26 protein-coding genes are annotated in these 26,004 nt (G+C 69.5%); 15 read left to right on the top strand and 11 right to left on the bottom strand.

The genetic code is table 11. The features are described 5' to 3' along the window. Nucleotides 1-44 precede the first annotated feature (44 nt). Nucleotides 45-701, bottom strand: a complete 657-nt coding sequence (locus ASD30_RS18315; RefSeq protein WP_056684628.1) for an SDR family oxidoreductase — start codon at nucleotides 699-701, stop codon at nucleotides 45-47. 84 nt (nucleotides 702-785) lie between these two features. Here ASD30_RS18315 and ASD30_RS18310 point away from each other — a divergent pair, with 84 nt between their 5' ends. From ASD30_RS18310 to ASD30_RS18300, 3 genes are read left to right on the top strand one after another with little or no spacing between them, the layout of a single operon-like run. Next, complete coding sequence (locus tag ASD30_RS18310) at nucleotides 786-1,433, top strand: TetR/AcrR family transcriptional regulator (RefSeq protein ID WP_056684625.1); 648 nt, start codon at nucleotides 786-788, stop codon at nucleotides 1,431-1,433. After that, nucleotides 1,430-3,106: an FAD-binding dehydrogenase gene (locus ASD30_RS18305; RefSeq protein WP_056684622.1), complete on the top strand. Its 1,677-nt coding sequence runs from the start codon at nucleotides 1,430-1,432 to the stop codon at nucleotides 3,104-3,106. Before ASD30_RS18310 ends, ASD30_RS18305 begins: the two co-directional genes overlap by 4 nt. Then, the gene (locus tag ASD30_RS18300; RefSeq protein WP_082563931.1) at nucleotides 3,106-3,906 is read left to right on the top strand and encodes an SDR family oxidoreductase; all 801 of its coding nucleotides are present in this window, start codon (nucleotides 3,106-3,108) and stop codon (nucleotides 3,904-3,906) included. The genes ASD30_RS18305 and ASD30_RS18300 overlap by 1 nt, the downstream gene beginning before the upstream one ends. Before the next feature lie 151 nt (nucleotides 3,907-4,057). Here ASD30_RS18300 and ASD30_RS18295 read toward each other — a convergent pair whose 3' ends face one another. Both ASD30_RS18295 and ASD30_RS18290 read right to left on the bottom strand, forming a co-directional pair. Next, nucleotides 4,058-5,839 (bottom strand): DEAD/DEAH box helicase, encoded by a 1,782-nt coding sequence (locus tag ASD30_RS18295; RefSeq protein WP_082563930.1) that lies wholly within the window; start codon nucleotides 5,837-5,839, stop codon nucleotides 4,058-4,060. Nucleotides 5,840-5,849: 10 nt separating this feature from the next. Then, nucleotides 5,850-6,713, bottom strand: a complete 864-nt coding sequence (locus ASD30_RS18290; protein WP_056684619.1) for an alpha/beta fold hydrolase — start codon at nucleotides 6,711-6,713, stop codon at nucleotides 5,850-5,852. A gap of 108 nt (nucleotides 6,714-6,821) precedes the next feature. Between ASD30_RS18290 and ASD30_RS18285 the strand changes: the two genes are divergently transcribed. The 6 genes from ASD30_RS18285 to ASD30_RS18260 are packed head-to-tail and all read left to right on the top strand — an operon-like array spanning nucleotide 6,822 to nucleotide 14,512. Next, nucleotides 6,822-8,258 carry a pyridoxal phosphate-dependent decarboxylase family protein gene (locus ASD30_RS18285; protein WP_056684615.1) on the top strand — a complete coding sequence of 479 codons (1,437 nt, stop codon included), beginning with the start codon at nucleotides 6,822-6,824 and terminating at the stop codon, nucleotides 8,256-8,258. Further along, nucleotides 8,255-9,565, top strand: a complete 1,311-nt coding sequence (locus ASD30_RS18280; protein ID WP_056684612.1) for a lysine N(6)-hydroxylase/L-ornithine N(5)-oxygenase family protein — start codon at nucleotides 8,255-8,257, stop codon at nucleotides 9,563-9,565. Before ASD30_RS18285 ends, ASD30_RS18280 begins: the two co-directional genes overlap by 4 nt. Beyond that, nucleotides 9,562-10,095, top strand: coding sequence for a GNAT family N-acetyltransferase (locus ASD30_RS27245; RefSeq protein ID WP_056684609.1), 534 nt, complete (start codon nucleotides 9,562-9,564; stop codon nucleotides 10,093-10,095). Before ASD30_RS18280 ends, ASD30_RS27245 begins: the two co-directional genes overlap by 4 nt. Nucleotides 10,096-10,144: 49 nt before the next feature. Further along, entirely contained in the window at nucleotides 10,145-11,917 is a 1,773-nt protein-coding gene (locus tag ASD30_RS18270) for an IucA/IucC family protein (RefSeq protein ID WP_200951172.1), read from the top strand. A 49-nt stretch (nucleotides 11,918-11,966) separates the two neighbouring features. Continuing rightward, nucleotides 11,967-13,979 carry a penicillin acylase family protein gene (locus tag ASD30_RS18265; RefSeq protein WP_056684604.1) on the top strand — a complete coding sequence of 671 codons (2,013 nt, stop codon included), beginning with the start codon at nucleotides 11,967-11,969 and terminating at the stop codon, nucleotides 13,977-13,979. Further along, on the top strand, nucleotides 13,976-14,512 hold the full coding sequence (locus ASD30_RS18260; RefSeq protein ID WP_056684601.1) for a GNAT family N-acetyltransferase: 537 nt from the start codon (nucleotides 13,976-13,978) through the stop codon (nucleotides 14,510-14,512). The genes ASD30_RS18265 and ASD30_RS18260 overlap by 4 nt, the downstream gene beginning before the upstream one ends. A gap of 20 nt (nucleotides 14,513-14,532) precedes the next feature. Here the strand turns inward: ASD30_RS18260 and ASD30_RS18255 are convergent, their stop codons facing one another. Further along, the gene (locus tag ASD30_RS18255) at nucleotides 14,533-15,492 is read right to left on the bottom strand and encodes an alpha/beta hydrolase (RefSeq protein ID WP_056684598.1); all 960 of its coding nucleotides are present in this window, start codon (nucleotides 15,490-15,492) and stop codon (nucleotides 14,533-14,535) included. A 165-nt stretch (nucleotides 15,493-15,657) separates the two neighbouring features. Here ASD30_RS18255 and ASD30_RS18250 point away from each other — a divergent pair, with 165 nt between their 5' ends. From ASD30_RS18250 to ASD30_RS18235, 4 genes are all read left to right on the top strand, one after another. Then, nucleotides 15,658-16,245 (top strand): hypothetical protein, encoded by a 588-nt coding sequence (locus ASD30_RS18250; protein WP_056684595.1) that lies wholly within the window; start codon nucleotides 15,658-15,660, stop codon nucleotides 16,243-16,245. 107 nt (nucleotides 16,246-16,352) lie between these two features. Beyond that, entirely contained in the window at nucleotides 16,353-16,958 is a 606-nt protein-coding gene (locus ASD30_RS18245) for a YceI family protein (protein ID WP_056684592.1), read from the top strand. A gap of 155 nt (nucleotides 16,959-17,113) precedes the next feature. Beyond that, a complete protein-coding gene (locus ASD30_RS18240; RefSeq protein ID WP_056684589.1) occupies nucleotides 17,114-18,007 on the top strand; it encodes a GNAT family N-acetyltransferase in 894 nt (297 codons plus the stop codon). A gap of 71 nt (nucleotides 18,008-18,078) precedes the next feature. Continuing rightward, a complete protein-coding gene (locus ASD30_RS18235; RefSeq protein WP_056684586.1) occupies nucleotides 18,079-18,936 on the top strand; it encodes an ABC-2 transporter permease in 858 nt (285 codons plus the stop codon). Nucleotides 18,937-19,065: 129 nt separating this feature from the next. On the opposite strand, the gene trxA is transcribed toward ASD30_RS18235, so the two are convergent. After that, nucleotides 19,066-19,413 (bottom strand): thioredoxin, encoded by a 348-nt coding sequence (gene trxA, locus ASD30_RS18230; protein WP_056684583.1) that lies wholly within the window; start codon nucleotides 19,411-19,413, stop codon nucleotides 19,066-19,068. A gap of 99 nt (nucleotides 19,414-19,512) precedes the next feature. Here trxA and ASD30_RS18225 point away from each other — a divergent pair, with 99 nt between their 5' ends. After that, the gene (locus ASD30_RS18225) at nucleotides 19,513-20,085 is read left to right on the top strand and encodes an NADPH-dependent FMN reductase (RefSeq protein WP_056684580.1); all 573 of its coding nucleotides are present in this window, start codon (nucleotides 19,513-19,515) and stop codon (nucleotides 20,083-20,085) included. A gap of 27 nt (nucleotides 20,086-20,112) precedes the next feature. Here the strand turns inward: ASD30_RS18225 and ASD30_RS18220 are convergent, their stop codons facing one another. The 5 genes from ASD30_RS18220 to ASD30_RS18200 all read right to left on the bottom strand — a co-directional run bounded on the left by ASD30_RS18220 (nucleotide 20,113) and on the right by ASD30_RS18200 (nucleotide 24,733). Next, complete coding sequence (locus ASD30_RS18220) at nucleotides 20,113-21,174, bottom strand: alanine racemase (protein WP_235532616.1); 1,062 nt, start codon at nucleotides 21,172-21,174, stop codon at nucleotides 20,113-20,115. A 25-nt stretch (nucleotides 21,175-21,199) separates the two neighbouring features. Further along, the gene (locus ASD30_RS18215) at nucleotides 21,200-23,224 is read right to left on the bottom strand and encodes a spermidine synthase (RefSeq protein WP_056684575.1); all 2,025 of its coding nucleotides are present in this window, start codon (nucleotides 23,222-23,224) and stop codon (nucleotides 21,200-21,202) included. 77 nt (nucleotides 23,225-23,301) lie between these two features. Next, nucleotides 23,302-23,709, bottom strand: a complete 408-nt coding sequence (locus tag ASD30_RS18210; protein ID WP_056684572.1) for an arsenate reductase ArsC — start codon at nucleotides 23,707-23,709, stop codon at nucleotides 23,302-23,304. Then, on the bottom strand, nucleotides 23,706-24,377 hold the full coding sequence (locus tag ASD30_RS18205; protein ID WP_082563928.1) for an aquaporin: 672 nt from the start codon (nucleotides 24,375-24,377) through the stop codon (nucleotides 23,706-23,708). The genes ASD30_RS18210 and ASD30_RS18205 overlap by 4 nt, the downstream gene beginning before the upstream one ends. Beyond that, nucleotides 24,374-24,733 (bottom strand): ArsR/SmtB family transcription factor, encoded by a 360-nt coding sequence (locus ASD30_RS18200; RefSeq protein ID WP_056684569.1) that lies wholly within the window; start codon nucleotides 24,731-24,733, stop codon nucleotides 24,374-24,376. Before ASD30_RS18200 ends, ASD30_RS18205 begins: the two co-directional genes overlap by 4 nt. Nucleotides 24,734-24,811: 78 nt before the next feature. Between ASD30_RS18200 and ASD30_RS18195 the strand changes: the two genes are divergently transcribed. Beyond that, nucleotides 24,812-25,234, top strand: coding sequence for an ArsI/CadI family heavy metal resistance metalloenzyme (locus ASD30_RS18195; protein WP_056684566.1), 423 nt, complete (start codon nucleotides 24,812-24,814; stop codon nucleotides 25,232-25,234). Here the strand turns inward: ASD30_RS18195 and ASD30_RS18190 are convergent. Beyond that, nucleotides 25,156-25,950 carry a VOC family protein gene (locus ASD30_RS18190; protein ID WP_162251001.1) on the bottom strand — a complete coding sequence of 265 codons (795 nt, stop codon included), beginning with the start codon at nucleotides 25,948-25,950 and terminating at the stop codon, nucleotides 25,156-25,158. The two genes, ASD30_RS18195 and ASD30_RS18190, sit on opposite strands and share 79 nt — an antisense overlap. Between the last annotated feature and the right edge of the window lie 54 nt (nucleotides 25,951-26,004).

The raw sequence follows: 26,004 nt of genomic DNA, 5'->3' as shown, positions 1-26,004 counted from the left end.
CCAAGGTGAACGGAAGGTGTCTCTGCCCTCAGCGCCTCACGAGGTCAGCCGGGGTAGTGCACGAGGGGCGTCCACTCCGCGTCCCGGCGTACGACGGCCGCATGGATCGCCGTCGCCACGTTGCCCGGACCGAAGGTGCCCGACTGGGCCAGCACTCCGTCGACCTGCACGTTGACCGCACGGATTCCGTCGGGCTCGAGGGTGGTGTCGAGGCTGATCACCAGATTGCGCAGGGCGGCCTTCTGCACGCCGAGCGACGCGGCCTGGTTCCACGGCTTGTCGGCGGCGGCACTGCCGGTGACGACCACGCGGGCCCCGCTGCGCAGGTAGGGCCGCGCGGCCTGCACGGCGGGCAGCAACGGCGCAACGCCGAGGCGGAGGTCGTCCAGGAGCTCGTCGACGGTCAGGGCGAGCGGGTCCTTCTGGCGGAAGGTGCTCGGGTTGAAGTGCAGCACGTCGATGTGGCCGTGCCTGCGACCCACCTCGTCGACTGCCCGGCGTACGGCCTTCTCGTCGGTGAGGTCGACCGCCACCGTGTCCACCTTCGTGCCCGCCCCTCGCAGGTCGTCGGCCAGCTGGCCGAGGCGGTGCTCGGAGCGCGCGGCAAGCACGATCTTGTAGCCGTCGTTGTGGAACCGGTGCGCCACCGCGCGGCCCAGGCCGGGCCCGGCACCGAGGATGAACAGGACAGGAAGGGTCACCCCGACAGGGTAGTGGCGGGCGCCCGTGGTTCACGGCACTTCAGCCCTTCCGATACAGAGCTGTATCGGATACATTTTCGTATCGTGAGTACTCCGGCACCGACGCGACGCCGCCAGCAGACCCGGCAACGCCTGCTCGACGCCGCCCTCGTGGTCTTCGCCCGCGAGGGGTTCGGCCGGTCGACCGTCGAGCAGGTCTGCGAGCAGGCGGGGTTCACCCGCGGCGCGTTCTACTCCAACTTCACCTCGCTCGACGAGCTCTTCCTGGCCATCTGGGAGCAGCGGTCCGAGGAGATGCAGTCCGACCTCGCGGCGTTCCTCACCCAGGAGCCACCGCCCGTCACGTCGCTGCGTGAGGCCGTCGAGCACGTGCTCTCGGCGGTTCCGCTGGACGACGAGTGGTACCGCGTGACCGCCGAGTTCACCGCGCACGCACTGCGCAACCCGGCGCTGCGGCGCGTGATGGCGCAACGCGAGGAACGCATCGAGGCGGGCCTCATGCCGACGCTCGAAGCACTCCTGGCCCGGGTCGGACGACGCGTCATCGATCCGGCAGCACTCGGCCCGGCCCTGGTCGCCGTGCACGACGGCACCTCCGTGCAGTGCCTGATCGAACCCGACAACGCTGCCGTCCTGCAGCGCCGTACAGACCTCTTTGTCCTCCTGGTCACGGCACACACCGTCGAGGCCGACACCGACGTCACCCACACCCCACCCGAGGAGACCCCATGACCGACGACGACTTCCGCCCCGACGTGATCGTGGTCGGCGCCGGCCTGGCCGGGCTCGTCGCCACCCACGAACTGGTCAAGGCCGGCAAACGCGTGCTGGTCGTCGAGCAGGAGAACCGCAACAACCTGGGCGGGCAGGCGTTCTGGTCGCTCGGCGGGCTCTTCTTCGTCGACAGCCCCGAACAGCGCCGCATGGGCATCAAGGACTCCCCCGAGCTCGCCATGCAGGACTGGCTCGGCTCGGCCGGCTTCGACCGCCTCGACGACCAGGACGTCTGGGGCCGCCAGTGGGCCGAGGCGTACGTCGCGTGGGCTGCCGGCGGCAAGCGCGACTACGTGCGGGGCCTCGGCCTGAAGTTCCTGCCGTTCGTCGGCTGGGCCGAGCGCGGCTCGGGCTCGGCGAGCGGTCACGGCAACTCCGTGCCGCGGTTCCACCTCTCCTGGGGAACCGGGCCGGCGGTCGTGGAGATCTTCGAGAAGCCGGTGCTCGACGGCGAGGCGCAGGGTCTCGTGCGGTTCGCGTTCCGTCACCAGGTCGACGAGCTGGTCGTGGACGCCGGCGCCGTGGTCGGCGTACGCGGTTCCGTGCTGGAGGACAGCGACGCCGAGCGCGGCGTGAAGTCCTCCCGTGAGGTGGTCGGAGACTTCGAACTGCGCGCGGGCGCCGTGGTCGTCACCTCCGGCGGCATCGGCCACAACTTCGACCTGATGCGGGCGAACTGGCCGGTCGACCGGCTCGGTCCCGTGCCCAAGCACATGATCGCCGGGGTGCCTGCCCATGTCGACGGCCGCATGCTCGCGATCTCGGAGGCCGCCGGCGCCAACCTGGTCAACTCCGACCGCATGTGGGCCTACACCGAGGGCATCCACAACTGGGACCCGATCTGGCCCGACCACGCCATCCGGATCATCCCCGGACCGTCGTCGATGTGGTTCGACGCGCTGGGCGACCGGCTGCCCTCGCCGAACTTCCCGGGCTTCGACTCGATCGGCACGATGAAGGCGATCCTGGCCACCGGCCACGACTACTCGTGGTTCGTGCTGACCCAGAAGATCATCGAGAAGGAGTTCGCCCTCTCCGGCTCCGAGCAGAACCCCGACATCACCCGCCGCGACCTGAAGTTCATGCTCCAGTCCCGTCTGGCCAAGGGCGCACCCGGCCCGGTCGAGAAGTTCAAGGAGCACGGCGAGGACTTCGTCGTAGCCGACACGATCGGCGAGCTGGTGGCCGGCATGAACGAGCTCGGCCGGGACGGCGCGGTGCTCGACGCGGCCCACGTCGAGAAGCAGATCGTCGAGCGCGACCGCCAGCTCGACAACGCCTTCTCCAAGGACCTGCAGCTGATGGCGATCCGCAACGCCCGCCTGTCGCGTACCGACAAGCTGATCCGGGTGGCCTCACCGCACCGCATCCTCGACGCCGACAACGGTCCGCTGATCGCGGTGCGCCTCAACATCCTCTCCCGCAAGACCCTCGGCGGCATCCAGACCGACCTCGACTCGCGGGTCATCGGCGGCGACGGTGCGCCGATCCCCGGCCTCTACGCCGCAGGCGAGGTCGCCGGGTTCGGCGGTGGCGGCGTGCACGGCTACAACGCACTCGAGGGCACCTTCCTCGGGGGCTGCATCTTCTCGGGTCGCGCCGCGGGCCTGGCCCTGGCGAAGGCCCTCTGATGCGCACCGCCCTCGTCACCGGCGCCTCCTCCGGAATCGGTCAGGCCACCGCAATCGCCTTGCTGGGCAAGGGGTTCCGGGTGATCGGCACCAGTCGCAACCCGAAGTCGCTGCGCGACGACCAACTCGTCGAGGGGGTCGAATGGCTGGCGCTCGACCTCGAGGACCGCGCGTCCATCGTGGCCTGCGCGCAGGCAGCAGGCCCGGTCGACGTGCTGGTCAACAACGCCGGGGAGTCGCAGTCCGGTCCGCTGGAGGAGCTGCCGGTCGACGCCCTCGACCGGCTCTTCCAGCTCAACGTGCTCGGCCCCGTGCAGCTGACCCAGCTGCTCCTGCCCGGCATGCGCGAGCGTGGCTACGGACGGGTGGTGATGATCGGTTCGATGATCGCCAGCTTTCCCCTGCCCTACCGGTCGTCGTACGCCGCCACCAAGGCCGCGATCCGGGCGTTCGCCACGGCCGCACGAGAGGAGCTGGCGCCGTACGGCGTGTGGCTGACCACGGTCGAGCCCGGGTCGATCAACACCGGCATCAGCCAGCGCCGCACGAAGTACGTCGCCGACGACTCGCCGTACAAGCGTGAGTGCAACATCGTGATCGCGCGACTCGACGAGCTCGAGGCGGGCGGCGTGAGTGCCCACGACGTCGCCGCGACCCTGTGTGAGGCGATCGAGGCCGAGAAGCCGAGGTCGCTCTACGCCCGCGGCAGCAACGCACCCCTGGTCTTCGCGCTGCGCCGAGTCGCGCCCCGCGGGCTGGTCGAGACGATCACGGCGAGGAAGTTCGGCATCCGCCACTGAGTGCACGATTCATGTCGAGCCTGCGGGGGAACCCGACAGATTCCGTGCGCTCACGGCGGGAGCCTCTTGCTCCTCCATCACGACGGAATGCCGCTGCTCAGCACCGCAAGAACCCACGGTTCGCGGCACAGGAATCCACGGTTCGCGCGGGTCAGTACTTCTTGTGGCGGGGCTTCTTCTCGAACTTCTTCGGGCCACGGTCGCTGGCGCCGCCGTCGTACTTGTTGTGGGGTGTGCGGCTGATCTCTTCGCCGTCGGCCTTGCTCAGCTCGATCAGCTTGCCGGAGATGCGGGTGCCGCGCAGCTTGTCCCACGCATCGCTGGGCAGGTCGACCGGCAGCTCGACGATCGAGTGGTCGGGACGGATGTCGATCTTGCCGAAGTCGCCGCGACCCAGGCCGCCCTCGTTGGCCAGCGCGCCGACGATCTGGCGCGGCTCGACCTTGTGGCGCTTGCCGACGGAGATGCGGTACGGCGCCATCGGCACGTCGCTGCGACCTCGCGACGGGCGGTCGGGACGCTCGCGGCGGGGGCCGCGGTCGTCTCGGGAGCCACGGTCGGAACGGTCGGAGCGGTCGGAGCGCGTGAAGGTCTGGGCCGGCTCGGGCTCCATCAGCAGGGGCGTCTTGCCCTGGAGTACGACCGCCAGCGCGGCGGCCACGTCGGCCTCGGGCACGTCGTGCTCGCGGACGTAGTGGTTGACCACGTCGCGGAAGAACTCGACCCGGTCGGAGTTGAGCGCCTCGGTGATCGAGTCGTCGAAGCGGGCCAGGCGCGTGGTGTTGATGTCGTCGACCGTCGGCAGCTGCATCTGGGTCAGCGACTGGCGGGTGGCCTTCTCGATCGCCTTGAGCAGGTAGCGCTCGCGCGGAGTGATGAACGAGATCGCGTCACCGCTGCGGCCGGCGCGCCCGGTGCGGCCGATGCGGTGCACGTAGGACTCGGTGTCGGTCGGGATGTCGAAGTTCACGACGTGGCTGATCCGCTCGACGTCGAGGCCACGGGCCGCGACGTCGGTGGCGACCAGGATGTCGAGCTTGCCCTGGCGCAGCTGGTTGATCGTGCGCTCACGCTGGTTCTGGGCGACGTCACCGTTGATCGCGATCGCGGAGAAGCCACGGGCCCGCAGCTTCTCGGCGAGCTCCTCGGTGGCGGACTTGGTGCGGGCGAAGATGATCATCGCCTCGAAGTTCTCGACCTCGAGGATGCGGGTCAGCGCGTCGATCTTCTGCGGGTAGGACACCGTCATGTAGCGCTGGGTGATGTTCGCGGCGGTGGTGGTCTTGTTCTTGACCGTGATCTCGGCGGCGTCGTTGAGGTACTTCTTCGCGATGCGGCGGATCTGCGGCGGCATCGTCGCGGAGAACAGCGCGACGTGCTTCGAGTCAGGGGTGTCGGCCAGGATCGTCTCGACGTCCTCGGCGAAGCCCATCTTGAGCATCTCGTCGGCCTCGTCGAGCACCAGGAAGCGCAGCTCGGAGAGGTCGAGGGTGCCCTTCTCCAGGTGGTCCATGATGCGACCCGGCGTACCGACGACGACGTGGACGCCGCGACGCAGCGCCGAGAGCTGGACGCCGTACCCCTGGCCGCCGTAGACGGGCAGGACGTGGACGCCGTTCATGTGGGAGGCGTACTTCTCGAACGCCTCGGAGACCTGGAGCGCGAGCTCACGCGTGGGCGCGAGCACCAGCGCCTGCGGGGTCTTCTGCTTGAGGTCGAGCTGGGAGAGGATCGGCAGCGCGAAGGCGGCGGTCTTGCCGGTTCCGGTCTGCGCGAGGCCGACGACGTGGCGTCCCTCGAGCAGCGGTGGGATGGTGGCGGCCTGGATGGGAGAAGGCGACTCGTAGCCGATCTTCTTCAGTGCCTTGAGCACCCGTTCATCGAGCCCGAGTTCATCGAAGGTCGGAACAGCATCGATTTCAGGGTCAGTCATGGGGTCCAACCTAGTGCCCGCGCGGCTGGAACCCCTTATTTTCGGCGGAGTCGATCCGCTCACACACGATCTCGGCGAGCACGTCGGGCGCCTCGTCGGGGATCCAGTGGCTCACGCCGGTCAGCACCTGGAGCTCGAACGGGCCGTCGACATGGCGCTCGGCGAGCTCGACTCCGCGGCGGCCCAGTGCGACGTCGCCGTCGCTCCAGACCTGGGTGGTCGGAGCTACCACGCGGCCGCGCGCCATGCGTGGATGGGTGAACGGGAGCGCGCGGTACCAGTTCAGCCCGCCGCGCAGGGCGCCGTACTCCACGATGTCGGTGCGGAACGTCTCGACCATCTCGGGAGTCATGCCGGCCCGCCCCAGCGCCAGGCGGGCACCGACCTCCTCGCCGAGCACGCGCTCGGGGACCCACGGCAGCTGGAAGAAGCCCATGTACCAGGAGCGCAGCACCTGGCTGCCGACCATCGAACGCATGAACGCGGCCGGGTGCGTGACCGAGACCGCCGTGAGGCTGCGCACCAGCTCGGGGTGCGCGGCCGCGGTCGGCCAGGCCACCGCGGCACCCCAGTCGTGGCCGACCAGGTGCACCGGCCCGACGTCGAGCGTGCGGATCAGGGCCGCGACGTCGGAGACCAGGTTCTCCATGCGGTACGCCGTCCGCCGGCGCGGCCTGGCCCGTGGTGAGTAGCCACGCTGGTCGGGCGCGACCGTGCGGATGCCGCGCCCGTGCAGGCGTATGGCCACCTCGTTCCACGACGCTGCGCGCTGCGGGAAGCCGTGCAGCAACACGGCGACGGGCCCGTCGACCGGCCCCTCGTCGATGACGTCGAAGGTGAGCCCGGCATTGCTGTAGGTGGTCACGCGTTGCATACCCCCAGTATGCGTGGGAGCGACGCAGGTCACACCACCCCCCTCTCGACAAACACCGCCGACTGTTTACTAAGGTAAGCCTTACCTTAATCTCGGAAGGAGTTCGCGGTGTCCCATCCCTCCGCGCACCACCTGTTCCATCCGGCCAATGCCGACGCCTGGGCGACCACCGTGCTGAGCGGCGTCGCCCACCTGGGCCGCCAGCTGGCCGAGGTCGACGGGCCGTCGAACGGCACCGCCCCCGAACTTGCCGCCAAACTGGTCGCCGACGTCGACCTCGACACCCCGCTGGGCGACACGACCGCCGCCCTCGAGGAGATGTCCCGCCTCTACCTCGACGACGCCGTGTGGTTCCACGAGCCGGGCTACGCCGCTCACCTGAACTGTCCCGTCGTGATCCCCGCACTGCTGGCCGAGCTCTACGTGTCGTCGGTGAACTCCTCGCTCGACACCTACGACCAGAGCGTCGGCGGCACGTTCATCGAGCGGCACCTCATCGACTGGACCGCGGCCCGAATCGGCTTCCCCGAGACCACCGCTGACGGCATCTTCACCAGCGGCGGAACCCAGACGAACCTCCAGGCACTCCACCTGGCCCGCGGCCGGGTCGAGCGCCGGGGCCTCGACCGGCTGCGCATCTTCGCCTCCGCCGACGGGCACTTCAGCGTCCAGAAGGCCGCCCGCCTGCTGGGCCTGGGCGACGACGCCGTGGTCTGCATCCCCGTCGACGAGCGCCACCGGATGCGCCCCGACCTACTCCGCGGGGCCCTCGACCGGTGCCTCGCCGACGGCAACGTCCCGATGGCCGTCGTCGCCACCGCCGGCACGACGGACTTCGGCGCCATCGACCCCCTCGACCGGGTCGCCGACCTCTGCCACACCTACGCGACCTGGTTCCACGTCGATGCGGCGTACGGCGGCGGGCTGCTGGCCTCACCTCGGCGCAGGCACCTGCTCTCCGGCATCGAGCGCGCCGACTCGGTGACCGTCGACTACCACAAGACGTGGTTCCAACCGGTCTCCGCGAGCGCGCTGATCGTGCGCGACACGGCCACACTGCGCCACATCACCTGGTACGCCGACTACCTGAACCCGAAGGACGCGGCCCACCCCAACCAGGTCGACAAGAGCATGCAGACCACGCGTCGCTTCGACGCGCTCAAGCTCTGGCTGACCCTGCGGATCATGGGCCCCGACCTGATCGGCGACTACTTCGACACCGTCATCGACCTCGCGGCCGAGGTGCACGACGCGATGGTGCAGTGCCCCGACATCGAGCTCGCGGCCGAGCCGACGCTGAGCACGCTGGTGTTCCGCTACCGCCCACGGGGGGCGGACCCGGCGACGACCGACGAGGTCAACACCCGCATCCGGGCGGCGCTCTTCGACAGCGGCCGCGCGATGGTCGCCTCGACCAAGGTCGACGGCGAGGTGTGGCTCAAGTTCACCCTGCTCAACCCGATGGCCACCTCGCGCAACATCCTCGACATCGTCGACCGGGTGCGCGTGACCGGGGCCGAGATCCTGACGGGAGCCGCCCGATGAAGGACTTCGTCGCCGTCGGCCTCGGGCCGTTCAACCTCGGCCTGGCCTGCCTGACCGACCCGATCGACGAGCTCGACGGGCTCTTCCTCGAGGCCCGGTCCGAGTTCGCATGGCACCCCGGCATGATGCTCGAGGACGCCACCCTCCAGGTGCCGTTCCTGGCCGACCTGGTCACGATGGCCGACCCCACCTCGCGGTTCTCGTTCCTGAACCACCTCAAGGAGATCGGCCGGCTCTACCCGTTCTACATCCGCGAGTCGTTCTTCCCGCTGCGCCAGGAGTACAGCGACTACTGCGCCTGGGCCGCCTCCCGGCTCGACTCGGTGCGCTTCGACTCACCGGTCACTCGCATCGAGCACGACGGGTCGGCGTACGTCGTGACCACCGGCTCCGGCGAGCAGCACGAGGCGAGGCGGCTGGTGCTCGGCACCGGCACGCAGCCCTACGTCCCCGAGGTGGCGCGCGGGGTGCTTGGTCCCGAGGCAGGCGCAGAGCGCCTTCCGCAACCAGCGGGGGTCACGTGTCACTCGGCGGACTACCTGCGGCGCAAGGCCGAGCTCCAGGAGCTCGAGTCGATCACCGTCGTCGGCAGCGGGCAGAGCGCCGCCGAGGTGTACGCCGACCTGCTGGCCGGCATCGACGAGCACGGCTACACGCTGACCTGGGTGACCCGGTCACCGCGGTTCTTCCCGATGGAGTACACCAAGCTCACCCTCGAGCTGACCTCGCCGGAGTACACGTCGTACTTCCAGGGCCTGCCGGGCGAGACCCGGGAGGAGCTCCTGCGCGGGCAGCGCTCGCTCTACAAGGGGATCAGCGCAGAGCTGGTGAACCACATCTACGACGAGCTCTACCGGCGCCAGGTGCACGGCGGCACCGAGACCACGCTGGTCACCAACACGGCGGTGACCGCCGCGTCGGCCGTCAACGGTGGAGTCCGGCTCGAGCTGCACCACGTCGAGGAGGACGAGCACTTCGCACTGGAGACCCGGGGCGTCGTCTTCGCGACGGGCTACAACCGCGAGGTGCCGGAGTTCCTCTCCCCGATCCGCGACCGGATCCGGTGGGACGACCACGGTCGCTTCCTCGCCGACGCCAACTACGCGATCGACGTGGCCGGCAACGAGATCTACGTCCAGAACGCCGAGGAGCACACCCACGGCTTCGTGGCCCCCGACCTCGGCATGGGCGCCTACCGCAACTCCAGGCTGATCGCCGCGATGCTCGGCCGCGAGACCTACCCCATCGAGAAGCGGATCGCCTTCCAGGAGTTCGGCGTCCCCGACCACCTCAGGAGCACACCGTGAAATTCAACTTGGAACCCGTCGTCGTCGAGCGCGACCTCGGCCTGCTGCATGCGTGGGTGACCCACCCGCGCTCGCTCTACTGGGAGATGCAGGGCGCCACCGCCCTGGACGTGGCCCGCGAGTACGACGCGATCACCGCGAATCCGCACCACCACGCGTGGCTCGGTCGCGCCGACGGCACCCCGCAGTTCCTGGCCGAGACCTACGAGCCGCAGCACGGTCCCCTGTCCGGGCTGCCCGAGATCGAGGAGGGCGACCTCGGCATGCACGTGCTGGTGGCACCGCCCTCGACGTACCGCCCCGGCTTCACCACCGAGGTGTTCCGCGCGGTGATGGAGTTCTGCTTCGCCGATCCCGCCGTACGCCGGGTGGTGGTCGAGCCCGACGCCCGCAACGAGAAGATCGCCGCACTCAATGCCGCCGCGGGCTTCGTCGTCGAGCGCCACGTCGACCTCGGCCACAAGACCGCCGCGCTGTCGTTCTGCACCCGCGAGGCGTTCCTCGACTCCGCACTGGGAGTGCCGGCATGAGCACCCCATTCGAATGCTCACTTCGTTCTGCCTCGAACAGGGACCCCGCATGAGAAGCCACGACGTGACGCACCTGCAACCCGATCTGCTCGCGACCGCCCAGATCTCCCTTGTCTGCAAGGCGATCGCCGAGTTCTCCCACGAGCGACTGCTCGCCCCCGTCGCCGACGGCCACGCCTGGGAGCTGGTCTCCCCCGACGGCTCGGCCCGCTACACCTTCACCGCGCGCCGCCACCAGCTCGAGCACTGGGTACTCGACCGCGACTCGCTCGAGCGCACCGTCGACGACACACAGCGCCCCGTCGACGTCCAGCAGTTCCTCGTCGAGTTCGCACCCCTGCTGGGCATTCCCGAGGCACTGCTGCCGACCTATCTCGAGGAGCTCGCCTCGACACTGGCCTCCTCGATGTGGAAGCTCGGCAACTCCACGGCGTCGGCCGACGACCTGGTGCACGCCGACTACCAGGCGCTCGAGGCCGCGATGACCGAGGGCCACCCGGCGTTCGTGGCCAACAACGGCCGGATCGGCTACGGCGGCGACGACTTCGCGGCCTACGCCCCCGAGACCGGCAACGAGTTGCGCCTGCTGTGGGTCGCCGTACGCCGTGACAAGGCGGGGCTGTCCGTGGGCAGTGGCCTGACCGAGGAGTCGCTCTACCGCGACGAGCTGGGCGCGGAGACGCTGGCCGGCTTCGAGGGGACCCTGGCCGACCTCGGGCTGGACGCGCACGACTACCTCTATCTCCCGCTGCACCCGTGGCAGTGGGTCAACCGGGTGGCGATCACGTTCGCCCCCGACGTGGCCCGCCGCGACATCGTGCTCCTCGGCGAGGCGCCGGACACCTTCCGGGCGCAGCAGTCGATCCGCACGTTCTTCAACACCAGCAACCCGCAGCGGCACTACGTGAAGACCGCACTCGCGATCCAGAACATGGGCTTCCTGCGCGGGCTCTCGCCGAAGTACATGCGGGTCACCCCGGCGATCAACGACTGGGTGCACGACCTGGTCGCGGCCGACGACGAGCTGCGGGCCCGTGGCTTCGGCGTGCTGCGCGAGTGCGCCGCGATCGGCTACACCGGTGACGCGTTCCACCACCTCGGCTTCACGTCGCCGTACCAGAAGATGATCGCCGCACTGTGGCGTGAGAGCCCGCTGCCGCAGCTGCGCACCGGGGAGCGACTGGCCACGATGGCGTCGCTGCTGCACCGTGACGCCAAGGGCTCCTCGCTGGCGGCCGCGATGATCGCGGAGTCCGGGGTCGCGCCGGCGCAGTGGCTGCGCACCTACCTCGACGCCTACCTGCGGCCGCTGGTGCACTGCCTGCTGCGCTACGACCTCGCGTTCATGCCGCACGGGGAGAACCTCGTCATGGTGATCGAGGAGCACGTGCCGGTGCGGATGTTCATGAAGGACATCGGCGAGGAGGTCGCCGTGATGGGCGGCCTGCCCCTGCCCGAGGAGGTCGAGAGGATCCGCGCGGCGGTGCCGGCCGACGAGCAGTCGCTGGCGATCCACACTGACGTCTTCGACGGCTTCTTCCGCCACCTGGCCGCAATCCTCGACGAGGACGGCGTCCTGCCGGCCGCCGACTTCTGGAGCGAGGTGCGGGCCTGCATCGAGCGGCACCTGGCCGACCACCCGGAGCTGGCCGACGGGGCGGCGAAGCACGACCTGCTGCGTCCGACGTTCCGGCACAGCTGCCTCAACCGCCTGCAGCTGCGCAACACGCTGCAGATGGTGGACCTGACCGATCAGGCAGGTTCCCTGCTGTTCGCCGGGGAGTTGGCGAACCCGGCCGCTCCTGCAACGGTTGCGGAATGACCACCCCATTCAAATGCTCACTCCGTACCGCTTTGAACAGGGACACCGAATGAGCTCCGAGGTCATCCACGACGCACACGGCATCCCGCACATCCGGGCCGACTCGCTCGAGGAGCTCGCCTTCGCCCAGGGACACGAGATGGCCACCGCCCGGGCCGGCCAGCTCGAGCTCGAACGACTCCGCAGCGAGGGGCGAACGGCCGCCCACCTCGGCCGGGCCGGACTCGAGTGGGACCGCTTCTCTCGGCGGGCCGGCATCGATGACCTCGCACAGCGCGGCTACGACGCCGTCGACGACGAGACCCGCGACTTCCTCGTCGCCTTCACCGACGGCATCAACGTCGCCTTCCGCGACCGGCGCTGGATGCCCTGGACGCCACTCGGCGTCTTCCTCGTCCAGCAACTCCAGTTCGGCGCCTACCCGTCCAAGCTCTGGCGCCACCGGGTGTCCACCACGCTCGGGCCGGCGGGGGTGCGGGCGTTGTCGGTGGAGCCGCCGACGGTGGCCGGCAGCAACGCCTACGCGTTGACCGGTGACCGCACCAGCACGGGCCTTCCGCTCGTCGCCGGCGACCCGCACCGGGTCTTCGAGGCACCCAACGTCTACCTGCAGACCCATCTCGCCTGCCCCGACTTCGACGTGGTCGGCTTCTGCTTCCCCGGGGTCCCGGGCATCCAGCACTTCGGCCACGCCGGCTCGGTGGCGTGGGGCCTGACCAACGCGATGGCCGACTACCAGGACCTGTACGCCGAGCAACTCGAGGTGCGCGACGGCCGGTTGGTGGCACTCGGCCCCGACGGCTGGGAGCCGGTCGAGGTGCGCGAGGAGTTCCTCGACAACCTCGACGACGAGCCCGAGCCGGTCGAGATCGTGGTCACCGAGCGCGGGCCGATCGTCTTCGAGTCCGAAGCGCTCTCGTTGCGCACCGCATCGTGGGCGCTGGGCGACCTGGGCTTCGGTGCCCTGCTCCCCCTGCTGCGCTCCCAGACGGTCGCCGACGTCGAGTCCGCCCTGGAGCACTGGGTCGAACCGGTCAACAACTGGGTGATCGCCGACTCCGTGGGCGTCGTACGCCACCGGGTGGCGGGCCGGGTGCCGCAGCGGGACCTTGCCAACCGGTTCGGCATCGTGCCGGCCTCCGACGGCCGGCACGCATGGTCCGGCTGGGTGGACGACCTGCCCGTCGTCGATCCCGGGGACGACGGGCGCGTGGTCACTGCGAACGAGCGGACCACCCCGGCGTACGACGCGATCAGCAGTCACTTCGCCGAGTCCTGGCGCGCGGACCGCATCGGCACGCGCCTCGACGCCGAGGAGTCCTGGTCTGCCGAACGCGCGATCGAGCCACTCACCGACGTCCGCCAGCTCGGTGGCGACGCGCTCCTCGCCGCGGTCGCCGCACTCACCGACCTGTCGCCGGAAGCCGCTGATCTTCAACGCACACTGGGCTCCTGGGATCTCGCGATGGCCGTCGACAGTGCCGGAGCAGCGGCCTTCAACGACGTCCGCGAGCGGATCGTGCTGGCCGTCAGCGCCCACCCAGCGTTGGCCGGGCTGACCGATGCCACGGTGTACGGCGAGATGTACGTGCCGTGGCTGTGGTTGCCCGGACGCGTCGGCCAGTCCCTGACCAAGCTGCTGGCCCACGGTGAGGGAATCGGCATCGACCTGCCGGCACTCGTGCGGGCCGCCGTCGAGGAGTCCGCCGCCGCCACCCCGCGGCCGTGGGGCGAGCGCCACGGCTTCGGGCCGTTGACCGGACTGGCCCAGTTCGGGCTGGACGACGACGTCGTGCCGGTGGCCGGCGAGCCGCTCCCCGGCGACGCCGAGTGCGTCGCGGCAATGGGCTGGCTGGCCGGCACCGACACCTCGGTGCGGGGGCCCGTCGCCCGCTACGTCTGGGACCTCGCCGACCGCGACCACAGCCGGTGGGCCGTCCCGCTCGGCGCCTCGGGCATCCCCGGAGACCCGCACCAGGTCGACCAGTTCGAGGCCTGGCGCGACGGGACCCTCCTCCAGGTCACCACCGACTGGGACACCCTTCGCAAGGAGCACTCGTGACGATCACGCTCAACGCCCGCCTCGCCCTCCGCCCGGTGCACCCCGAGTCCGACGGTGCCCTGCTCCACGGCTGGGTCACCGAGGAACGGGCCAGGTTCTGGGGAATGCTCGAGCGACCGCTCGACGAGGTCATCGACATCTACACCTACATCCAGGAGCAGCCGCACCTGGCGGCGTACCTCGTCTGCTGGGACGACGAGCCCTGGGCGCTGTTCCAGACCTACGACCCGGCGGTCGACGAGATCGGTGAGTTCTACGACCGACGGCCCGGCGACGTCGGCGTGCACCTGCTGATGGGCCCGGGGAGACGACCCGACGGGTTCTCGGAGGCGATGTTCACGCAACTGCCCGGGTGGGTCTTCAGCGATCCCGGGGTGCAGCGCATCGTGCTGGAGCCCGATGCCCGCAACAACGCCTCGGTGAGCCTGATGCCGCGGATCGGCGCCCGTCTCGGACCCCAGGTCGAGATGCCGCAGAAGACGGCCCAGTTCGCGTTCATCGAGCGCTCGGGGTGGACCGCGCCGAGCGTGTAGACCGCGTGGCTCCGCGCCGGTCAGACGGCGAGGTCGTCGACCGCACGCAGCCGGCGCCCGCCGACCGTGTCGCGCACGAAGCCGGCCACCCGGTCGATCGCCTCGCTGCTCTCGGGCAGCAGGTCGCCCAACACCGGGAACGCGTGCACCTGGCCGTTCCAGATGTGCAGCGTCACCGGCACGCCGGCCCGCTGGAGTCGCTCGGTCATCAGCTCCGCGTCGTAGCGCAGGATCTCGTCGGCGGCACAGATGATCAGCGCCGGCGGCAGTCCTGCGAGGTCGCGGTTCACCGGCGACGCGGCGGGGTCGAGGATCGGCTTGCCGGTGACCAGGCGGGTGATCGCGTCGAGGCGTCGGGCCGGGATGTAGTGGTCGCGCCGGGCGTTGACGTGGTTGCGCCGCTCTGTGTTGTCGAACTCGAGCCACGGTGACAGGCCGACGACACCGCCGAGGCTGATTCCCTGCGCGGTGGCCTCGATCGCCACGGCGAAGGCGAGGTGGCCCCCGGCGGAGTCACCGGCCAGCACCATCGATGAGGCGTCGAAGCCGCGCCGGATCATCCAGTTCGTGGCGTCGACGCCGTCGGCGATGCTCTGGTCGACCAGGGCCTTGTCGTGCTGGCGGTAGGCGACCGACAGCACCGGGACTCCGGTGCGCAGGGCCAGGTGCTCGACGATGCGTCGGTGGGTGGCGAGCCCGCAGAACACGAAGGCGCCGCCGTGGAAGTAGACCAGGCCCGCTGTCCCGGGCTGTGCGTCGCGGGGCGTGACCAGCTCACCGATCCAGCCGTCGCCGGTGACCTTCTCCACGCGCGTGCCGCGGTGGCGCGGGGCGATGCGGGCGCCGATGTCGAGAGCGTGGCGCAGGGGCGCGATCGGCCCGTTCACCGGGAACCAGCGCAGTGCGGGCCGGGCGACGAGCTTCGCGGCCGTCCCGAGCGCGACGGACCGGCAGCTGGTGCGTTCATGGATCTCGATCACGACTCAGTCCTTCCGCCCGAGCGCTTGCTCGTGCAAGCGTCCGGCGACTGTACGACGCCCGGGTGGCCCAGGTCACGTGTTTCAAGCAAGTTGAGTCTTCAAATTTCTCGGACTTTTTCCAACAGGGGTGGGCAATTCGGGCCCCGATCACTACTGTCCAGAGGCATGAGCGACGCCGATGAGCCGCGACCTGAGTACGTCTCCTACGAGGACTTCGGCCGCCAGTTCTTCGTTGCCGCCGTCACCGCCGACCGGATCCTGGCCGGTGTCGACGTCCTCGCCGGCGAGCCCATCGAGTTCGGCCCCATCGGGGTCGGGCCCGGCCGATTGGCCAAGGTGGAAGCCAAGGGCCGTATCGGCCGTCCCACTGCCAGCCCACGCCCCGGCGAGCTGGTCGGCTACCGCGTCGACCTTCCGGTCGACCTGCACCTCACCATCGACCTGCAGCTGGACACGCACCGGTTCGACGCCCACCTCGTCGTACCGCTCGAGCTGACCGCGCGAGCGCTGGACGGCTGCACCATCTTCATCGAGGCAGTTCCTCCTCGGGCCGAGCAGGTCGAGCTCGAGCTGAAGGCCGGTGGCCTGCGCGCCTCGCTGCTGCAGAGGGTGGCCGGGGTCGAGGGCGAGATCCAGCGCTTCGTGGCGAAGTACGTCGCCCGTGAGCTCGACAAGCCGGCACTCCGGGCGGCGCGCACGATCGACGTGGCTCGCGCGATCGACTCCTCCTGGAGCGGACCGAGCGCTCAGTGATGTGACACGCGCCACATTGGGTGCAACTCGGGAATGACCTCGCCTAACCTGTAGTTGAAAGTTCAATGAATGCCACGAACACCTCAACTTTCAGGAGCAGACCCGCAATGAGCATCTTCAGCCGCAGCAAGTCCACCGCCACCGCCGAGCCCGTCTTCGACGCCGGCACCAGCGCCCTCGCTGACATCTCGGGCGACTACACCATCGACGCCTCCCACACCTACATCGGCTTCCAGGCTCGCCACGCGATGGTCACGACCGTCCGCGGTGCGTTCAAGGAGTTCGAGGGCACCGCGACGATCGACGCCGCGAACCCGGCCGCCTCGAAGGCCGAGCTGACCATCGCCGTGAACAGCGTCGACACCGGTGTCGCCGACCGCGACGGCCACCTGGCCTCCGGCGACTTCTTCGACGTGGAGAACTTCCCGACCATCACGTTCACCACCACCAAGGTCGAGGCGGACGGCGACGACTGGGCCGTCACCGGCGACCTCACCATCAAGGACGTCACCAAGCCCGTCACGGTTCCGTTCGAGTTCACCGGCTCCGCCCAGGACCCGTTCGGCAACGTCCGCGTGGGCTTCGAGGGCGAGATCGCCGTCAACCGCAAGGACTGGGGCCTCTCCTGGAACGCCGCGCTCGAGACCGGCGGCGTGCTCGTCTCGGAGAAGGTCAAGCTCAAGTTCGACGTCTCCGCGATCAAGAACGCCTGACGAACCGTGGCTTCTTGATGCGCGAACCGTGCGTTCTTGCGCCTCGAACCATGGATTGTTGATGCGCCAGCCGGCCGGTCCCCTTGGGGCCGGCCGGTTTCGTCGTCCCTGAAAACCAGGTGCGCCCCGGGCGACCCTGACCGGACAATCGGGACATGCCCCTCCTCGCAGGCCTGACCACTCGGCCCCTCGCCCTCGACGACGCAGCGGCCGTGACCGCGCTGATGGCCGCCGAGGAGCTGGCCGACATCGGCGAGGTCGCCATCGAGGAGGCCGACATCGTCAGCGACTGGCAGCGCCCCAGCTTCGACCTGGCCGCCTCCACCATCGGCGTCCTCGACGGCGACCGCCTGATCGGGTACGGCGAGCGCTCGCTCGGCAGCAGGGCCGACGCGGCGGTCGACCCTGCGTACCACGGCCGCGGCATCGGCACGTTCATCGCCGAGTGGCTCGAGGAGCACGCCCGCCGCGCCGGTGCACCGCTGCTGGGCATGCCGGTGCCGCAGGGATCTCCGGGCGACCGGCTGCTCGAGGCCCGCGGCTACCGGGTTCGCTGGACGTCGTGGGGGCTGGAACTCCCACCGGGCAAGGCGATTGAGCCTAGGCCGCTGCCCGAGGGGTTCACCCTGCGCGAGGCGCGAGCCGACGAGGCCCGTGCTGTCTGGACAGTCGTCGAGGACGCATTCCTCGAGTGGTCGGTGCGGGAACGCGATCCGTTCGAGGACTTCGCTGCCAAGGTGATGGAGCGACCGGGTTTCCAGCCGTGGAACCTCCGGGTCGTCGCCGACGAGGCCGACGCGGTCGTCGGGGTCTCGTTCGTGATCGACGGCGAGTACGGCGCTTTCATCGAGAAGCTCGCCGTACGCAAGGATCTTCGCGGCCGCGGCCTGGCGCAGGCACTGCTCTCCGACTCGTTCACAGTCGCGCGGGAACACGGCGCCACCCGTTCGGAGCTCAGCACCGACTCGCGCACCGGGGCACTGGGCCTCTACGAGAAGGTCGGCATGGAGGTCACCTCGACGTGGGTGAACCGCGCCCTCGACCTGTAGCCCACTTCGTGTCCGTCATGGGATGCTGACCCTCGTCACTGCCAGGGCTACGCATTCCGGGAGCAACCCACATGACCGAGAAGTCTCGATCCGGCAAGAAGGTCGTCCGCGCCGACAAGGCCCCGGCACCCAAGGGCGGCGCCGGCCGCTCGGGCGGTGGCGGCGACGTCGAGGACCCCGGCCCTACCTGGAAGCCGACGCCCGAGGCGAACAAGAAGGCCACGACGTTCCGGCTCATCGCCGCGACCCTGTGGGTGCTCGCGATCGCCGGAGAGATGTTCGGCATCTTCTACGTGCTGCGCCAGGACGACGTCAACATGGTCCTGCTGATCGCACTCATCGTGGTGATCGGCGCCCTTGCCATGGGTGGCTCGTTCCTGTGGAAGAAGGCGAACCGGCTCGATCCGGCCTCGCGCCAGGACACCGTGCGGTTCTTCGTGCAGAACCAGCTCGGCGCGATCATCACGGTGATCGCGTTCCTGCCGTTGATCGTGATGATCTTCCTCAACGACACGATGGACAAGAAGGACAAGGCGATCGCCGGCGGCATCGGCATCGCGGTGATGGCCGTCGCCACCCTGTTCGGGATCGAATGGGACTCGCCTTCTGTCGAGCAGTACACCGACGAGACCAACCAGGTCGAGGACGTCGTCGGCGAGAACCTCGTCTACTGGACCAAGTCCGGTGAGGTCTTCCACCTCTGCGCCGACGTACCCGCGGTCAACCGCGAGTCGAAGGACGGCAAGATCTATGAAGGCACGGTCGCCGAGGCACACGAGGCCGGCAAGTCGCGGCTGACCAAGCAGGTCGACTACGAGGCCAAGGTCTGTGGTTTCGACACCGGCACCTCGGGCGGCTCCGACGCACCCGCTTCGGACGAGCCCGAGCCCAGCGGCGCCGTCGAGCCGTCACCTTCATCCAGCGAGTAGCCCCGCGGGCCGGGCCGGCTCGCTCGCTGGACTGCGACCCGGATCGTGCAGGTGCATGGTTTGGACACGAAATGCGGCCACATCGACGTCACAACCATGCACGTGCACGATCGTGGTCGCCCGCTGCGGTCAGGCGTCTTCCTCGACGGGTGACAGGTCGAGGTCGCGCACGGCGGTGATGACCTGCTCAAGCGCCTCGGCGGGGAGCGCGCCGGGCTGGGAGAAGACCAGCTGGCCCTGCTTGAAGGCCATCAGCGTCGGTATCGAGGTGACCCTGGCCGCGGCGGCAAGCTGCTGCTCCTCCTCGGTGTTGATGCTGCCGAAGACGATGTCGGCGTGCTTCTCGGCCGCCGCCTCGTAGATCGGCGCGAACTGGCGGCACGGGCCGCACCACGACGCCCAGAAGTCGACCAGCACGATGTCGTTGCTGGTCACGGTGGTCTCGAAGTTGGCGGCACCCAGTTCGATGGCAGACATGGCATCGAGCCTAACCCGACACGCGTTGTGCTCAACCGGCCTCACCCGCCATGGTGGGTACGGCGCACTCGGCACCAATGACTGATGTGGAGGACTGCGATGACTGTGCACACCGTCGGACACCTGATCGGCAGCCTGTCGAAGGACTCGATCAACCGCCGCCTGGCGACGGCGCTGATCAAGCTCGCCCCCGACAACCTCACCTTCGAGGAGGTGGTCATCAAGGACCTGCCGCTCTACAACCGGGACCTCGACGTCGACTACCCGCCGGCCGCTCGCGCCCTCAAGGATCACCTGTCCCGAGTCGACGCGATGCTTTTCGTCACCCCGGAGTACAACCGCGACATCCCCGGCAGCCTCAAGAACGCCATCGACTGGGCCAGCCGGCCGTACGGCAAGAACTCCTTCTCCCGCAAGCCGTCCGCAGTCATCGGCGCCTCCGTCGGCGCGATCGGCACGGCGGTCGCCCAGCAGAACCTGCGCAGCGTGCTGAGCTTCTGCGACTCGCCACAGATGAACTCACCCGAGGCCTACATCCAGTTCACCGACGGCCTCGTGGACGACGACGGCAACGTCACCAATCCCGCGACCGAGGAGTTCCTGCGCGGCTTCATGGCCAACTTCGGCGAGTTCGTCACCCGCGTGCGAGCCGTGATCCCGCCCGAGGCCTGAGCCAGGACCGGGGTGACGCCTCGCCGTTCACGTGTTCCGCCCGCGGGCGTCGACCGGCCACTGCAGTCGTACGCCGTCCTCGAGCACAGTGAAGGTGTCGGCCAGGTTCACCGCGTTGCAGGCATGGTTCGGCACCACCCGGACCCGGCTGCCGAGCACCGGGAGCGGGCCGCCCATCTCGACCACCGCGTGGTGCTCGGAGAGCCCGACGATGCGCGCCTCGGGGTGCTCGAGCAGCCGGCCGAAGCCGGTCGCGTACACCGCACGGTCGGCACCGAGCGCCTTGCTGCCCGCGTCGAGTACGGCGCGACCGCCGGCGTGGCTGATCACCGTGGCGACACAGGTCAGCGCGATGTCGTCGGGCCGGGAGCTGCCGAGCTCCCACTGCTGGGCGTCGCCGAAGACGTAGACGCCGGGCCGCAGCTCGGTGACCGCCGAGTCGTCCTCGAGGCTGGCCGCCAGGCTCGGCGTCGAGCCGCCGCTGACGATGCGGGCAGGCAGCCCCACGGCCTCGAGGGCGGCGGCCGCTGCGGCCAGTGCCGCGGACTCGTCAGCCGCCGCGGTCGTCGTACGGTCCGGTGCGTAGCTGTGGCCCGGGAAGGTGAAGACGCCGACCACGTCGTGGCCGGCCTGGCGGGCTGCCGCCGCCACCGTGCCGGCGGAGTCGGGGGCGACGCCGGTTCGGTGATGTCCGCTGTCGACCTCGACCAGCACGCGTTGCGGTCCAGCCAGCGCCAACTGCGCGGCGGCCTCGGCGGAGTCGACACCGACGCTGAGCGTGGCGCGTTCGGCGAGTGAACGGAGGCGTGCGGCCTGGGCCTCGGAGACCCAGAGCGGGTACGCCACGAACACGTCGTCGCACCCCGCCTCCACGAAGACCTCGGCCTCACCGATCGTGGCCACGGTGATGCCGGCCGCACCTGCCTCGATCTGGCGGCGGGCGATCTCGACGCACTTGTGGGTCTTCACGTGCGGTCGCACCGCCACGCCGCGGGAGGCCGCACTGGCGGCGACCCGCGCGATGTTCGCGTCCATCCGCGCGGCGTCGATCTCGAGGTACGGCGTGGGCTGCTCGTCGACTCGGGTCACGCCGTGAATCTAGCGGCAGCGCACGTCACGCAGGCACGGTGGCGCGAGGCTTGAGCAGGAACGCGGCGAGGTAGAGCACCCCCACCACGATCAGCAGGTTGCGGTAGCCGGTGAGCAGCGCGGCGTACTCCAGACACCCGCCGACGATCGCGCCGAGAAGGTTCACGCCGAACGCCGCCTGGGAGTCGCCGGACTCGGCGAACCGTTTGGCGAACGCGATGTTGGCCAGGTAGATCGGCGCGAAGGCCAGCAGCACCGCCACCAGCAGTCGCGGGGTGAAGGCCAGTCCGAGCAGCCAGCTCGGCTGGACCACCCAGGCGACCGCGAGCGAGACGGCGACCAGGGAGAACACCACGGACAACGACGGCGTGCGGAACCTACGGGTGGTCTCCACGGCCGCCAGCACGATCAACAGCACGCCAGCGAAGACCATCGCGTTCACGAACCAGGTGGTGCCGAACAACAACGCGAAGGTGGCGATGTTCTTGGTCTCCAGCAGCAGGAACGCGGCCCCCATGAAGAACAGGTCCGCGTAGGGACGCATCGCCCGCAGCGGGCCGCCGAACGCCCGCACCAGGAGGAGCGAGATGAGCAGGATCCCGCCGAGCGCCCACAGGTAGATCGTCGGGATCATGCCGTCGTCGTAGTAGAGGAACGGTGCGTTGTCGGTGGCCGGCTCGAGGTACGACGACGGCAGCGCGTGGTTGTCCGGCCCGCACCTCTGGTTGGAGGGGTCCTTCGCGACCGAGACGACCGCCGTGGCCGCCCCGTAGGTGTCGATGCACGGCGCGTGGCCGAACGCCGCGGCCGCCGTACCGCCGAGCCGGTCGATCAGCCAGTCCTGACGGTAGTAGTTGTACATCGCGAAGACACCGTCGTCGGTGAGGTGATCGCGGGCGGAGCGCAAGGCCTCCTCGGTGAAGAGGAACGACTCGAGTCGGATCTGCGAGGCACCGCTGACCAGCGACAGGGAGTCGGGCAACGCGAACAGGATCAGGTCGTACTTCTTGTCGGTGCGCTCGAGGAACGCCCGGCCGTCGTTGATGTGCCGGGTCACCCGCGGGTCCTGGTAGGCGCCGTCGGGGTTGCCGTCCACCCCGATCTCCACGATCCGCGGATCGATGTCGACGGCGTCCACGTGCTCCGCGCCCTTCTCGAGCGCGATCGCCACGTCGGAACCGGATCCGGCGCCGACGACCAGCACGTCGCGCAGGCGCGTCTGCTCGCGCCGTTCGTAGGGAGCGCCGTAGATCTCCGAGGCGCGGTTCAGCTTCCAGTCGGCCGAGGACATCGACTGGTGCGGCACGCCGTTCACCGAGATGTAGACCCGGGTGCCCGAGGGTGCGTCGACGGACTCCGTCGTGACCTTGTAGTAAGGCGACCAGGAGACGCCCGCGGCGGTGGACTCGGCGACCAGCGTGGCCACGAGAACGACCCCCGCCAGCAGCGCGAGCCAGCGCTGCCATCCGCCGACCAGCACGAGCAGGGCGATGCCGACGATGCTTCCCCAGACGTACGACGGGGCGTGCAGCAGGGAGAGCACCGAGAACGCGACGATCCCGCACAACGAGCCGACCAGGTCCCACCGGTACGACGTGAGCGGGGGCAGCTGGGCGAAACAGCGGCCGACCGCCTCGGCGGGTCCGGCGAGGATGGCGGCAACCACGAGGAAGACGATCGGCAGCACCAGCCAGGCGGGAGGCCCGGTGGTCTTCAGTGCGGTGAAGAAGATGACGTCGGCGCCCTGCCGGTCGATGGAGACCGGGTAGTGACGCACGACGAGCACCAGGCCGGCGAGCAGCACCGGCGTCCACGGCAGCACCGACCAGGACTTGCGTGAGATGAGGAAGCCGATCCCGATGCCGAGGAACGAGCCGAGAAGCACGAAGTTCGTGAAGTAGGACAGGTGCACGATGTTCGCGCCGAGCCAACGGATGAGCGCCAGCTCCAGGAACAGCATGACGGCGCTGGCCAGCACCAGCCGGGGAGCCGGGCGCGCCACCGCGCGCAGGTCGAGCGAAGATGACTCCTGGGTCCCTGTGGTGACCATGACTCTCCCCGGTTCGCGCCGTGTGGTGCGGGCACGTCGAGCATGGCAGAACGGGAGTGCCGGCGGGAGGGACCGATCTAGACGTTCGGGGCGATCTCGGCGATCAGGGCCTCGATGCGGGTGCGGATCTCGTCGCGGATCGGGCGCACCGCCTCGACTCCCCGGCCGGCCGGGTCGTCGAGCTCCCAGTCCTCATAACGCTTGCCGGGGAAGAACGGGCACGCGTCGCCGCAGCCCATCGTGATCACCACGTCGGAGACCTGCACCGCCTCGGTGGTGAGCACCTTCGGCTGCTGGGCGGCGATGTCGACGCCGACCTCGGCCATTGCCTCGACCGCGGCCGGGTTGATCGAGTCCGCCGGCGCCGAACCCGCCGAGAGCACGTCGACCCGGTCGCCGGCGAGGTGCTGCAACCAACCGGCGGCCATCTGGGAGCGACCGGCGTTGTGCACGCAGACGAACAGGACGGTGGGCTTGCCTGTCATGGAAGCGCCTTTCCGGGCATGAGGTAGCGGACCAGGCCGAGGGCCAGGGCGCCGCCGACCAGCTGCATGAGCACGAACATCGGCACGTCGGCCGGGGCGATGCCGGCGAAGGTGTCGGAGAACATCCGTGCCACCGCGACCGCCGGGTTGGCGAAGCTGGTCGAGCTGGTGAACCAGTACGCCGCGGTGATGTAGCCGCCCACGGCGTACGCGACGGTGTCACCGCGACCGGTGCGCACGGCACCGAAGATGATCAGCACCAGCCCGAACGTCGCGACGACCTCGGCCAGCCACTGGCCGCCGCCGTCACGACTCGTGGCGGCGATCGAGATCGCGTCGAGGTCGAACATCAGGTTCGCCAGCACGGCTCCGGCGATTCCGCCGAGCAGCTGTGCGGCGATCGTGCTGGCGGCCTCGAGGCGGCCGATGCCGCCGAGGACGAGCTCGACCAGGGTCACCACGGGGTTGAACGCCGCCGAGACCGGCTGCAGGGCGAGGATCAGCGCGACCAGTGCGGCACCGGTGACCAGACTGTTCTCCAGGAGCTGGAGGCCGACGTCATTCGGCGACAGACGTGAGGCGGCGATGCCGGAGCCGATCACGGCCATCACCAGGAACGCCGTACCGACGAACTCTGCGACCGCGCGCCGAGTCAGATCCGGCGTCACCCGGCCACACCGCCGATGAGCGCGCCGAGGTCGGTCAGCGCCTCCGGCCGGACCGTGTAGTAGACCCAGACGCCGCGCTTGCTGCGGTCGAGGAGGCCGACCTCGTGGAGCACCTTGAGGTGGTGGCTGATCGTCGGCTGGGAGAGGTCGAAGGCGTCGTTGAGGTCGCACACGCAGGCCTCGCCGCCTTCGTGGGAGGCGACCAGGGACAGCAGCCGCAGGCGCACCGGGTCGGCCAGGGCCTTGACCAGTGGCGCGATCCGCTCGGCCGCGTCGGCGGTCAGCGGCTCCTTCATCAGGGGCGAGCAGCAGGCCACGGTCTGCACGGGCGTCAGCTCGATCAAGGACTTCGACATGAATCTATATTGACAGATGTCGATATCTGGGTGCAAGGTGGTGGGACATCGACATTCATCTATGTATTGGAGAAGCTCATGTCACGCGTCCAGCTGGCACTCAACGTCGACGACCTCGACGCCTCGATCGCCTTCTACAGCACGCTCTTCGGCACCGAGCCGGCCAAGCGCAGGCCCGGTTACGCCAACTTCGCCGTGGCCTCGCCGCCGCTGAAGCTGGTGCTCATCGAGAACCCCGGCAACGGCGGGTCCATCAACCACCTCGGCGTCGAGGTCGCCGACACCGACACGGTCGACGCCGAGCAGACCCGGCTGGCCGAGGCCGGCTTCGCCTCTGTCGAGGAGCGCGGAACCACCTGCTGCTACGCCAAGCAGGACAAGTTCTGGGTCGAGGGCGCCCCGAACGGCGAGCGCTGGGAGATCTACACCGTGCTGTCCGACAGCGAGTCGTTCGGCAAGGCCGCGATCGTCGAGGGCGAGGGCTCCGCCTGCTGCGCCTGAGGGGGCGGGAGGATGCAGAACTCGTTGCCCGACGGGTCGAGGTAGGAACGCCACGGCAGCTCACCCCACTCCGGGTGCAGTCGACTGCCGCCGTGCTCGGCGATGAGGGCCTCGACCTCGTCGGCGTCCTCGCCTCGCTCGAGTCGGACGTCGAGGTGCAGCCGGTTCTTCGTCGCCCCCTTGGGAGCCGGCTCCGCGCAGAACTCGAGCAGCGGGCCCTTCAGCGAAGGGTGGCGCAGCGACCGGGGCGCGGAGGCCGTCACCTCCGACCAACTGGTCAGCCAGGCCCAGAACTCCCCATCGCGGTCGGGGTCGGCGGAGTGGAGCACGAAGCTCGCGACGGGACCGCTGTCGGCGTACTCCGCGCGATCCTCCAGCACGCACAGGGCGTTGCCCTCCGGGTCGGCGAGCACCACCCAGGGCTCGTCGCCCTGGCCGATGTCGAGGTGTCGCGCGCCCAGTCCGAGCAACCGGTCGACCTCCTCGCCCTGGCGTACGCCGCCGGCGAGGTCGAGGTGCAGCCTCGGCGAGGCCTCCGGCGGCCCGGTCACCGGTTGGAAACAGAGATCGAGGGTCGGCCCGCCCTCGATGCTGAGCCGGGTCTCGAACCCGTGTTCCGGGTCGTCGGTCAGCGTCTCGCCGCCGACCACCGCCTCCCAGAACCGGCCCAGCCGCTGCGGTTCGACGGCGTCGATGACGAGGTTCTCCAGGTACATGAGCCCACCGTGGCGCAGCGGCCGCGACACCTCAAGCGATTAACCGCGGTCCGC

The sequence above is a fragment of the Nocardioides sp. Root140 genome, from assembly GCF_001426745.1.
Lineage (GTDB): Bacteria > Actinomycetota > Actinomycetes > Propionibacteriales > Nocardioidaceae > Nocardioides.
This window is presented reverse-complemented; position numbering and strand designations above follow the sequence as displayed.